General features: G+C 70.6%; 10 protein-coding genes. 3 read left to right on the forward strand and 7 right to left on the reverse strand.

What is annotated here, in order from left to right; translation table 11 throughout:
* The first annotated feature begins 19 nt into the window (after positions 1-19).
* A complete protein-coding gene (locus tag BJ964_RS31115) occupies positions 20-1,306 on the forward strand; it encodes an MFS transporter (protein ID WP_203832960.1) in 1,287 nt (428 codons plus the stop codon).
* Between the two features lie 128 nt (positions 1,307-1,434).
* On the opposite strand, the gene BJ964_RS31120 is transcribed toward BJ964_RS31115, so the two are convergent.
* Both BJ964_RS31120 and BJ964_RS31125 read right to left on the reverse strand, forming a co-directional pair.
* Positions 1,435-1,881 (reverse strand): nucleoside deaminase, encoded by a 447-nt coding sequence (locus tag BJ964_RS31120; protein WP_188124003.1) that lies wholly within the window; start codon positions 1,879-1,881, stop codon positions 1,435-1,437.
* Positions 1,878-2,759 carry a PhzF family phenazine biosynthesis protein gene (locus tag BJ964_RS31125; protein ID WP_188124004.1) on the reverse strand — a complete coding sequence of 294 codons (882 nt, stop codon included), beginning with the start codon at positions 2,757-2,759 and terminating at the stop codon, positions 1,878-1,880. Before BJ964_RS31125 ends, BJ964_RS31120 begins: the two co-directional genes overlap by 4 nt.
* Before the next feature lie 93 nt (positions 2,760-2,852).
* Between BJ964_RS31125 and BJ964_RS31130 the strand changes: the two genes are divergently transcribed.
* The gene (locus tag BJ964_RS31130) at positions 2,853-3,314 is read left to right on the forward strand and encodes an Lrp/AsnC family transcriptional regulator (protein WP_188124005.1); all 462 of its coding nucleotides are present in this window, start codon (positions 2,853-2,855) and stop codon (positions 3,312-3,314) included.
* A gap of 29 nt (positions 3,315-3,343) precedes the next feature.
* Here BJ964_RS31130 and BJ964_RS31135 read toward each other — a convergent pair whose 3' ends face one another.
* On the reverse strand, positions 3,344-4,375 hold the full coding sequence (locus BJ964_RS31135; RefSeq protein WP_188124006.1) for an LLM class flavin-dependent oxidoreductase: 1,032 nt from the start codon (positions 4,373-4,375) through the stop codon (positions 3,344-3,346).
* A 94-nt stretch (positions 4,376-4,469) separates the two neighbouring features.
* Positions 4,470-5,024 carry a TetR/AcrR family transcriptional regulator gene (locus BJ964_RS31140; RefSeq protein WP_203832959.1) on the reverse strand — a complete coding sequence of 185 codons (555 nt, stop codon included), beginning with the start codon at positions 5,022-5,024 and terminating at the stop codon, positions 4,470-4,472.
* 84 nt (positions 5,025-5,108) lie between these two features.
* On the opposite strand from BJ964_RS31140, the gene BJ964_RS31145 reads away from it, so the two are divergent.
* Positions 5,109-6,095 carry an NADP-dependent oxidoreductase gene (locus BJ964_RS31145; RefSeq protein ID WP_188124008.1) on the forward strand — a complete coding sequence of 329 codons (987 nt, stop codon included), beginning with the start codon at positions 5,109-5,111 and terminating at the stop codon, positions 6,093-6,095.
* Between the two features lie 154 nt (positions 6,096-6,249).
* On the opposite strand, the gene BJ964_RS31150 is transcribed toward BJ964_RS31145, so the two are convergent.
* The 3 genes from BJ964_RS31150 to BJ964_RS31160 form a co-directional block, all read right to left on the reverse strand.
* The gene (locus tag BJ964_RS31150; protein WP_188124009.1) at positions 6,250-6,732 is read right to left on the reverse strand and encodes an NADPH-dependent FMN reductase; all 483 of its coding nucleotides are present in this window, start codon (positions 6,730-6,732) and stop codon (positions 6,250-6,252) included.
* A 300-nt stretch (positions 6,733-7,032) separates the two neighbouring features.
* Positions 7,033-7,656 (reverse strand): hypothetical protein, encoded by a 624-nt coding sequence (locus tag BJ964_RS31155; protein WP_188124010.1) that lies wholly within the window; start codon positions 7,654-7,656, stop codon positions 7,033-7,035.
* A gap of 94 nt (positions 7,657-7,750) precedes the next feature.
* On the reverse strand, positions 7,751-11,512 hold the full coding sequence (locus BJ964_RS31160) for a non-ribosomal peptide synthetase (RefSeq protein WP_188124011.1): 3,762 nt from the start codon (positions 11,510-11,512) through the stop codon (positions 7,751-7,753).
* Positions 11,513-11,517 lie beyond the last annotated feature (5 nt).

Genomic DNA, 11,517 nt, shown 5'->3' on the forward strand with positions numbered 1-11,517 from the left:
TCCCACAAGGAGGCCGACCGTGTCCACGCAGGCGCCGGATCTGAACACCTCGACCACGGCCGGGTCGCCCACCCGAGCCCGGTCGTTCTTCTCCGAACAGGGCTTTCGCAACCTCTTCCTGGCTGCGGCGGTCAGTACGACCGGGACGCACATCAGCTTCCTGGCCGTACCGCTGCTGGCGGTGACCGTGCTGAGCGCGACGCCGCTGCAGGTCGGCGTGCTGGGCGTGCTCAAGACGATCGCGTTCCTGCTGGTCGGGCTGCCGGCCGGGGCGTGGCTGGACCGGGTCCGGCGGCGCGGCGTGATGGTGGCCGCCGACCTGGCCCGGGCGGTGCTGTTCGGCTCGGTGGCCGTGGCCTGGGCACTGGATCTGCTGACCATCTGGCAGCTCTACGTGGTGGTGCTGGCGGCCGGTGTTGCAACGCTGTTCTTCGACATCGCGGCGCAGAGCTACCTGCCGGCGCTGGTCGGCCGGGACCGGCTGGCCGACGCCAACGGCAAGCTGCAGAGCTGGGACGCGGGCGCGCAAGTGGCCGGGCCGAGCGCGGCCGGTTACCTGGTACAGCTGTTCTCCGCCCCGTTCGCGATCCTGATCGACGCGCTGACGTTCCTGTGGTCCGCGCTGTTCGTGGCCCGGATCCGTAAGCGCGAGCCGGAGCCGGAACGTCGGGTGAAGGCGACGCTGTTCAGCGAGATCCGGGAGGGGGTGGGTTTCGTCTTCGGGCACCCGCTGCTGCGGCCGATCGCGATGGTCGGCGCCGGGACGAACCTGTTCATCCAGATCGCGATCATCACGATGCCGCTGATGTACAAGCGGGAGCTGAACCTCTCGGACGGCGAGCTGGGCCTGTTCTTCACGTTCGGCGGGGTCGGTGTGCTGCTCGGGTCGTTCACCGCGAAGCGGCTGTCCGACCGGTTCGGCTACGGCCGGGTGCTGTGGATCACCGGGCTGGTGGTGATGCCGTTCGGGCTGCTGGTGCCGTTCATCGACGGCGGGGCGTTCAAGTGGGTCGCGACCTGCGGCTGGCTGGCGCTGACCTACCGGATCGGGATGAACAACGTGTTGCTGGTCAGCATCCGCCAGCGGGTCACCCCGGACCGGCTGCTGAGCCGGATGAACGCGACGATGCGATTTCTGATGACCGGGGTGCTGGCGGTGGGTGCGGCGGTGGCCGGCCTCATCGGGCAGTACGCGGGCATCCGGCCGGCGCTCTGGGTGGCCGCGATCGGGCTCTCGGCGACCTGGCTGCCACTGTTCCTCTCCCCGCTGCGGGCGATGCGAGGGCTCCCAGCCGCCGCCGAGTGAGGATCTCGCGTCTTCGGTGCAGAGCGGCGTGATGCCGCTCTGCACCGCGGGGGTCGCCGGGATCCCCTCTCCCAGCTCCGCTGAGTCCGCCGGGCGGCGACGTGCTGAATGCGCTACCGGCCTGAAAATCAGCGGGCGCGGTCGTAGTACCCGCGAATCAGTTCGGTCGCCCGGTCGGTCAGCGCCGGTCCGTCGAAGGTGACGTCCGCGGCTGTCGCCGGGGCCAGGGCGGGCGGCCGGAGGGCGCGCAGCTGTTCGGTGCTCAGCGCGAAGACGACACGGCGCAGGCCTGCCCGGGCGATGACCTCGGCGCACATCGCGCACGGCTCGCAACTGGTGTACATCACGATGGCCGCGCATCGCCGCGGTGGGTAGGTCGCCGCCGCCTTCCGGGCCAGCTTGAGTTCGGGATGGGCGGTGATGTCGCCGCTGCTGGCGACGGTGTTGTGCGCGCGTTCCAGGATCGTGCCGTCCGGGTCGGCCAGCAGTGACCCGTACGGCAGCTCGCCCTGCGCGGCCGCCGCGGCGGCGAGATCGATCGCGATCGCCAGCAGTCTCTCGTCGGCGGCGTTCATGCCAGGCGGAGCTCGCCGTGCGCGACGACCAGGCCCGAGCCGGACAGGCGTACCTGGTCGCCGGTCACGTCGACCCGGATGCGGCTCGGGCGCCCGAGCCGATGGCCCTGCTCGATGAGGACGGGGACGTCGGCCGGCACCCGGCCCGAGCGGATCAGGGCCACGGCGAGCGGGCCCGCCGCCGTACCCGTGGCGGGGTCTTCGGCGATCCCCACGGTCGGGTTGAAGAAGCGGGTGTACGCGGCCGCCCCGTCGTCGCCGGCGGTCGTGTAGAGGTAGCAGCCCTCGCCGCCGGACTCGGCCAGGATCGCGGCGAGGTCGCGGCTCTCGGGCACGGCCGCGTCGACCGCCTCGCGGGTGGAGAGGGGGACCAGCAGGTGCGCGACGCCGGTGGACACGACCTGGGCGACCGCGTCGTGGGCGAGATGCCGCGGTTCGAGTCCGAGGGCGGCGGTCAGCCGTTCGTCGTCGGTGACCTGCTTGCCGAACACCGGGGCGCCCTGGTCCATCACGACGCGGACCGGCCGTCCCGGGGCGCGCAGGATCTCGACGGGCAGGATATCGGTGCCGATTCGCTGCCGCATCGTCACCGCCGGACGGTCACCGGTGAGCCCCTGGTCGGCCAGCCACAGCCAGGCGCCCAAGGCGTTGTGCCCGGCGCCGCCGACCTCCACCCCGGCCGGAGTATAGGAGCGCAGCCGCCAGTCGACCCCGTCCTCGTCGGGCCGCAGCAGGAAGGTCGTCTCCGACTGGTTGAACTCGCGGGCGATCGCCTGCATCTGCGGCACGGTCAGACCGTCGGCGTCGGGCACGAGCGTCAGCGGGTTGCCGGTCAGCGGCCGGTCCGCGAACACGTCAACGAAGTAGAAGCGCGTCATGGCTACCAGTCTTGAGCGCATCCCGGCCGTACGGCAGCACACTTTTGCGGACCTGCCCGCCTGGTGCCGCCGTATCTGCGGCAATATTGCCCGATGACGAACGAGGGCCTCGTACGCGACCTGGACGCCGTCGATCACGCGCTGCTGGCCGCCGTGCAACGCGACGGCCGTGCGACCCTGGCCGAGCTGGCCGACACCATCCAGCTGAGTGTGTCGGCGACACGGGCCCGGCTGCGCGCGCTGGAACAGAATCGGATCATCACGGCGTACGCCGCCCGGGTCGATGCCGAGGTTGTGGGCTACTCGCTGCGTGCGGTGGTCCGGATGAAGGTGCACGGCTCTCTCTACGACAAGGTGGCCTCGGTCCTGGAGCGGCGCCCGCAGATCGTGCGGTGCCTGCGCGTCACCGGCGAGTCCTGCTACCTGATGGAGATCGTCGCCACCGGCATGAAGGACCTCGAGGCGATCACCTCGGACCTGGCCCGCATCGGCTCGATCACCACCGATCTGGTGTACGAGATCGTCGCGGACAAACCGATCCCGCCGCTGCCCTGAACGGTGAGCGGGGACAGGGTTCGATCGGGTCAGCGTTCCACTCCGGAGGCCACTGCGTCACGCTGCCAGCCGAGAGCGGGAGCGATCAAGTGCACGGTGTCGTGCAGGATCTGTTCGTAGTCGCCGCGCTGGAACTCGTACGGCAGTTCCAGCCGCAGTTCGGACGTCTCGGCGAGGACCGGGTCGGTGGCCAGTCGTTCGGCGATCTCGTCGGCCGGGCCGACGAGATCGGGGGCGAACAGGACCCGCCGTTCGCCCTGCGGCGCCAATGTCCGTGCGTGGCGGCCGGCCGCGTACTGCCGGTATCGCTCGCGGGTGGCCCGGTCGGCGCTGTCGGTCGGGACGATCACTCGTCCCACCGCCACCCGGGCCGCCCGGGCCGGCGGTACGAGGCGCCGGTACTCGCCGATCAGGGCGAGCTGTGCGGAGGTGAAGTCGTCGTGGTGTTCGCCGAAGCCGATGTTGCCGGTGAGCAGGTTCAGCCCGTTCTCGGCGGCCCAGCGAGCCGACTTGGTGCTGGCCGCGCCGTACCAGAGGCGATTGATCAGACCCGGGTTGTGCGGCTGCAATCGGGGACGCTGGGTGTTGCCCGGCGACTGGATGACGGTGTCCGCGTCGCCCAGGAATTCGCCCCGGAGGTTGTCGATCAGGCGGGCGATCCGGCCGTGGGACAGGTCGAAGGTGCGCCAGTCGCCGTCGAACACCAGGTGCCCGATCAGTTCCGCGTGCGGCGGGGTGCCGGCGCTGAACCCGGCCTGGAGCCGGCCGCGGGAGAGTACGTCGGCCATCGACAGGTCCTCGGCGAGACGGAAAGGGCTCTCGTAGCCGATCGGGATGACCGCGGTGCCGAGTTCCACGCGGCTGGTGCGCTGGCTGGCGGCGGCCAGGAACACGGCGGCCGAGCCCACACCGTGTTCCAGGTGTCGCTGGCGGATCCAGGCGCCGTCGAACCCCAGTCTCTCGCCGTATTCGAACAGTTGCAGGGTGTCTTCCAAGCCCGCGTACGGGTCGTTGTCCGGGTAGTTGCCGGGTGTGAGGAACGCCAGCGTCCGCGCAGTCATCCCTGAACCTTATTCCTACTGGAATGATAGGGAAAGGTGCCGGTGGTGGAGCCATCAGGCCGATCCCCTGACGGGGCGGGCCCTGGTGGGCGGTTCAGGCGGCGAGGCCGTCCAGGACGACGGCGAGCAGCCGGTCATGGCGGCTCGCGAGCTGCGGGTTCTGCTCGGCGATCCAGCCGACCGAGTTGATCAGGGCCAGCGCGTCCGTCTCGTCGATGTCGGAGCGGATCTCGCCGGCCTGCTGGGCGGCGCGCAGCAGGCCGGCAGCCGCCTCGCGCATGCCCTGGCAGGCCTCGTGCAGCGGGGACGTCGTGTCGGTGAGCACCGCGACCAGGGACCCGGGCATGCCCCGATACATCTGGGCGCCACCGACCAGTTCGGTCAGCCAACCGCGCAGCGCCGCGCCCGGCGGCAGGGCGGCGGCCAGCTCGGCGGCGCGGCCGGCGAGGCGATCGAAGCCCTGTCGCAGCAGCGCCTCCAGCAGCGCGTCCCGGGTGGGGAAGTGCCGGTAGAGGGTGCCGTCGCCGACGCCGGCCCGCCGGGCGATATCGCGCAGAGACGCCTGGGTGCCCTGCTCGGCGACGACAGTGCGGGCCGTCGCCAGGATCAGATCGTAGTTGCGCTGCGCGTCGGCGCGCCGGGCGGTCATGGCGATCCTCATTCCCCTATGGACATCCGGAGCGCCGCTCCACATACTGAACGGAGCGGTGCTCCACATCTTAGGGGAGAGATCATGCAAGCGATACGGGTGCACGAACAGGGCGGCCCAGACGTATTGCGGCTCGACGAGGTGACGCCACCCGAGCCGGGCCCGGGTGATGTCCTGGTCCGGGTGCACGCCGCCGGGATCAACCCGCCTGACTGGTATGCGCGCAGCGGCTTCTCGACCATCCCGCCCGACCTGCGGCCGCCGATCCGGCTACCGTTCACGCCCGGATCCGATCTGTCCGGCGTGGTCACCGCGATCGGCGCGGGCGTGACCAGGTGGCGGCCCGGAGATGAGGTCCTCGGCATGGTGCGGTTCGGGCAGATCGGCAACGGCGGGGGCGGGCGGACGTACGCGGAATTCACCACCTCCCCGGCAGATGACCTGGTCCGCAAACCCAGCCACGTCGACCATGCCACGGCCGCCGGACTACCGATGGCCGGGCTGACCGCGTACCAGTTCCTCGTCGACCGTATCGGCCTCAAGCCCGGCGCCACCATCCTGGTCAACGGCGCCGCCGGCGGCGTCGGCCACCTCGCCGTGCAACTCGCGCAGCATCTGGGCGCACGAGTGATCGCCGTAGCATCCGGCCGCCACCAGCAGTTCCTGCGCGATCTCGGCGCCGACCAGGTCGTCGACTACACCACCACCGACGTGACCACAGCGGCACGCGACGTCGACCATGTGCTCGACTGCGTCGGCGGCCCCAACGGGCACCGCTTCCTCGCGGTGGTCCGCAACGGCGGCACGATCAACCCGGTCTTCTTCGGCGAGTACCACCGGGACCGGGCGGCCGACCTCGGCATCACCGTCGACGGCGGCCAAGTCCACACCGACCACGACCAACTCGAAACCCTGGCCGGCCTGCTCGCCGACGGCCACCTGCGCGTCGCCCTGGACGGCGTCTACCCCCTCGCCGACGCCGCCGCAGCGCACACCCGCGCCGAACGCGGCCATCTGCAGGGCAAACTCGTCCTCACCACGACCACTCGCGTCCCGCCCGCCATTGATTGACCCGCCATCTGGCCCGATGTTCGTGCGGTGGGTCGCCCAGGCCGACCATGTCTGGCAACGATCGGCTGCGGGCTCGCCGTCGCCCTCGTCACCGGCGAGGTGGAGCCGCAGACCGGCGAACACGCCGGGATCCCGTGAGCGAACACGAATGGATTCATCGCAGGATCGCGGCCACGTAGAGCTCGGCCTCGGTGGACAACTCGGCGAGCTCGGATCCGACCGCGGTCAGGCCGAAATCGACCACATCTGCTCCCAGGTCGCTGAGCAGCCGGGCCAGGAACGCCTCGGCGGCATCAGCCTGCGACTGAATGTCAGCCGTAACGACCGGAACGGCCAGCATGCCGGCGAGAGCGTTGGCCGGCAGCCGATCGAGCAGAACTTTGAGAGCACCGGAGAAAGTGTTGCGCCAAGCCGGGGTCGCCACGATCAGCAAGGAGGCGTCCTGCACGGTCAGCAACGCCGTCGCCGTGGCCTCATCACTGGGCGCGAGCAGACCCGCTCCGAGCTCGGCCACGTCGACCAAGGCGAACGTCCCGTCGCTGCATGCCGACGCAATTCGCTCGCCCACCGCTGTGGCCAGGCGCAACGTGCTCGACCCCGAGCTCGGGTGGCCAGAGATCACTACAACGTTCGACATTCGGCCCTCCCTCTTTGTTACGTCATCGTCGCGTTCCTGAAATCAAAGGCGCTATCCGTCGAAAGTCCACTACGCACGTTCGTCGATCTTGGCCGCGGCCAGGCGAAATGGTGGCGGAGGTCCGAGGTTCGCGCGACCGATCAACAAATCGGCCGGCCCTGCGGCCGATGGCCGCCAATATTCCTTCGTGCTGAAGCTTCGCCTGCCGGAACGCTCCGCCATCGTCCTGGGTGGATGCGCTGCTGATCAGCGGGGCAGTCGACGCCGGGCGGCCAACGGCCGCACCCGGAAGACGTCTGTTCAGGGGTAAGAGACGCCGGCCAGATTGTCGGCGACAGGAAAGGACCCGCCGCATTCATGGCAGGCGAGCCGCCCGAAGAGACGGGTCAAGCCCACGGCCACCGCCTCCCGGCCAGCCCTTACGGCCTCGGCGTGCAAGCGTGCAGAAAGCTCGGACGACAACCCGGGCGCGATCTCGGACTCATCGGTCAGGCCCAGGAGAATCTCCTCGCCGCACTCCGGACAGTGCACGTCGACCTCCCCGTCGTTGAGGTGGTCGAGTTCCTTTCCCCAGACCTCGTCTCCTTCCAAGCCGAGCACCGCCTGGAGCAGGTAGACGAAAGCGGAATCATCGGAGGCCTCCGGAAGCCGATCAACGGCAAGCCGGTGCAGGGTCTCGATATCGCCGCCGTATGCCGCTCGGTCGGCATCCGTGGCATCCACCGCGATGAGACCCGCCAAAGCCAACGGCGTCTCGCGCCGGCCGCCGGCGAACGCCCTGATCGTCGTCGCCAGCCAGGGCAAGAGGGCGGCACTGGCCGGATCGCAGACGCCCTGATCGCACGACTGCTCCCAGACGACCTTCCAGGCCGGGGATGCGGGATCGGCCGCAGCAGCCCGCAGAACATCCGAAGAGATCTCCACGCGCCGGAGCCTGGCACACCTCAAGATCGAGCGTCCAGATCTCGGCGAGATCGGGACCCAGGCGAGAAGTAGCCCGTCCGCCCGCCACGGACACTCAGGACACCGGCTCGGCTTCGCCGTCGTTCTCCGCGAGGTAGCGGTTGAGTTCGCGGCCCACGACCGCCAGCGAGGCGGGCGAGACCATCCCCGGATGCGTGCAGTCCAGGTCGACGATCGTGAAATCGCCGTCGAGGTACGGGCGCCAGCCTCCCGCGTCCAGCCAGTCCTCGGCCCGGGGCGCCGCCGCCACGAACATGACGGTGTCGCCGACGAAGAGCCGGTGTTCGTGGTCGCGCATCATCCGCGCGTTGCCGGCCACCACTGCCGGGATCGCGGAGAGGACCTGCTCGCCGAGTTCGGCGAGCGGGCTGTCGGCCTTGCGCAGCGCATCGACCACGGATGCGGTGGTGAGCGGACCCGCCACCGAGGACTCCTGCTGACCGGCCATGAACAACAGCGCCCGCGACGCGTCCGCGGCGGTCGGCGCGGGCAGGTCACGCCACTGGTCGCTGGGGTAGGCGTCGAGCAGCCCCAGCACCCGGACCTGCTCGCCGTCCGCGGCCAGCGCGGCGGCGATCTCCTGGGCCAGCACGCCACCGACCGACCATCCGGCGATCCCGTAGGGCCCCTGCGGGCGGACCTTCCGGATCTCTCGCAGGTAGTCCGCGGCGGTGTCCACCAGCGACATGTCCGGGCCCGGTCCGGCCAGGGCGCGTGACTGGAGTCCGTAGACCGCGATCGACGGATCCAGGTGCGGCAGGATCCCGGTGTAACACCAGCTCAGCCCACCGGCCGGATGCACCAGGAACAGTGCGGCGCCGTCGGCCTGCCGCAACGGCAGCAGCACGTCGAGTCCCTCGCCCGCCGAGGCCGGGCCGCCGGTGAGACGTGCGGCCAGCCCGGCGACGGTCGGTGTGCCGAAGACCGCCGCCAGCGGCACGACCACACCCAGCTCGGCGCGGATCCGCTGGACCAGCGTGGCCGCATGCAGCGAGTGGCCGCCGAGTTCGAAGAAGTTGTCGTGCGGGCCGGGCCGTTCGCCGCCGAGAACCTCGGCCACCAGCTCGGCGATCGCGTTCTCGGCCGGCGTCCGGGGCACATCGCCGGTGGCGGCCGGGGCAGGGGCGGGCAGGGCCCGGCGGTCGAGCTTGCCGCTCGGCGTCAGGGGCAGATCGGTCATGGGTACGACCGTGGCGGGAATCATGTGTTCCGGCAGCCGGGGCGCCAGGTGGTCGCGGCATTCCGCTACGGTCAGCGACCCCACGACGTAGGCGACGAGCCGCCCGCTGACGACCGCGACCGCGGCCCGTGCCACGGTGGGATGTTCGGTCAGAACCGCCTCGATCTCGCCCAGCTCGACCCGGAAGCCACGGATCTTGACCTGTCCGTCGGTCCGCCCGAGAAACTCGATCGCACCGTCCGGTCGCCACAGTGCCAGGTCGCCGGTCCGGTAGAGGCGGGTCCCGTCGAACGGGCCCGGCCGGAACCGTTCGGCGGTCAGCTCCGGTCGGTTCAGGTAGCCGGTCGCCAGCTGACGCCCGGCGATGTGCAGCTCACCCGGCACGCCCGGCGGCACCGGCCGCCCGCCCGCGTCGAGCAGGTGGATCCGGGTGTTCCAGACCGGTCGCCCGATCGGCACGGGTCCCGGCGGGTCCTGGGGCGAGCACGGCCAGTAGGTGACGTCCACGGATGCCTCGGTCGGCCCGTACAGATTGTGCAGTTCGCAGCCCACGACCCGGTGGAAGATCCGGGCCAGGTCCTCGGGCAGCTCCTCGCCGCTGCAGATCACCCGGCGCAGGGTGCCCGCGGTGTCGGCCGCGGACGGCTCGGCGAGGAACACCCGCAGCATCGACGGCACGAAGTGACAGGTGGTGACCTTCTCGTCGACGATCAGCCCGGCCAGATAGGCGGGATCCCGGTGCCCTTCCGGTTTCGCCATGACCAGGGTCGCGCCGGTGATCAACGGCCAGAAGAACTCCCAGACGCTGACGTCGAACCCCGACGGTGTCTTCTGCAGCACGCGTTCGCCACCGGTCAGGCCGTACTCGTGCTGCATCCAGAGCAGCCGGTTGACGATGCCGCGGTGCGGCACCAGCACGCCCTTCGGGCGTCCGGTCGAACCCGAGGTGTAGATGGCATAGGCGGGGTCGTCCGGTCCAGCTTCTTCAAGAACCTCCCGGGGTACGCCGTCAAGCTCCGGAATCTCCCGCAGGACCACCACCGGCCGGGCGTCCTCGACCATGAAGGCCAGCCGGTCGGCCGGATACGACAGGTCCAGCGGCAGATAGCCGGCGCCCGACCGGAGCACGCCGAGCAGCGCCACCATCAGGTCCACGCCCCGGGGCAGCGCGACCGCAACGAGCCGGCCGGGGCCGGCGCCACGGGCGGTCAGCCACCAGGCCAGGCGTTCGGCGCGGGCGTGCAGCTGTTCGTACGAGATCTGCTGTCCCTGTGCCCGGACCGCCGCCGACCTCGGCGTTCTCGCTGCCTGGGCCACCAGGAGCCGGGTCAGGGTGGTGTCCGGCACGTCGTGGGCGGTGTCGTTCCAGGTGTGCAGGACCAGTTCGCGTTCGGCGTCGGTGAGTACGTCCACGGTGGCTGCCGGAGTGTCCGGGTCGAGTGTGCCGGCCCGGCCGAACAGGGCGGCCAGGCGCGTGAAGTGGCCGTCCAGTTCGGCGGGGGAGTAGGCGTCCGGGTTGGCGTCGACGGTCAGGTCGATGCGGCCGGTGTCGGCGTCCCATCCGACGGTGACCTCGAAGTCGTCGGCCGGTCCGGTGGCCAGGTAGTGAACACGGGCGCCGGCTCCGGGACCGAGGTCGACCGTACGGGGGAAGGGTTTGATGTTGATCTGTGGTCCGAACATCCGCCGCCCGGTGCCGACCAGGCCCAGGTCACGTTGCAGCCACTCGTAGCGGTAACGCTGGTGCCGGGCCGAGGCGCGCAGTTCGGTGCGGACCGCGGCGACGAGGTCGCGGACGGTGCTGCCGGGCGGCACCGGCAGGCGCAGCGGCAGCACGTTGACCACGCTGGACGGGACGGCCGCCGCGACCGTGCCGAGGCGCCCGGAGAGCGGCGCGCCCAGGATCAGATCGGTGGCCCCGGTGATCCGGTGCAGGTAGAGGGCGGTGATCGCGTATGCCACCTCGGCCCAGGTGACGCCGAACCGGTCCGCCGCGGCCAGGAACTCGTCGGCGGGCAGCTCGATGTGCCGCCGGGCGTTGTGGTGGGCGAGTGGTGCGGGGCGTTTCGTCAGAGTGACCGGCTCGGGCGCGCCGTCGAGTCTGGCCAGCCAGTAGGCGCGGTCCTGGTCCCTCGCCGGATAGTCGTGTTCCGCGGCCACCAGGTCGTCGTGTGTCCGGAAATCGGTCACCGTGGCCGGGTTCCGGTAGACGGCGGCGATCTGCTTGGTGACCATCGCGAAGCCGTACCCGTCGAGCAGCAGATGGTGTGCACGGAAATACCAGACGGTCCGGCCGTCGCCGGTGTGCAGCAGCGCCTGCCGGACCAGCGGCTCGCCGGTCAGCGGAATCGCCCGTTCCAGGTCGGCGGCGATCCACTCGTCGACGTCGGCGACCCGGACACGTTCCGGGCCGCCGGCCGGAACACGGATGCGCCGCACCCCGTCGCCGGTCGCGGCGAATCCGGTGTGCAGCGCATCGGTCGCGGCGGTGACCTGCCGGATCGCGGCGGCCAGCCGGTCCGGATCGACAGTGTCGTCGAGGTCGATCCGGTGGGCGCACAGGTAGCCGGGATTCGCGGGATCCAGGAGCTGCGCGAACCACAGAGCCTGCTGCGGGATAGTGAGTGGACTCCTCATAGTTA

The sequence above is a fragment of the Actinoplanes lobatus genome (assembly GCF_014205215.1).
GTDB lineage: Bacteria > Actinomycetota > Actinomycetes > Mycobacteriales > Micromonosporaceae > Actinoplanes > Actinoplanes lobatus.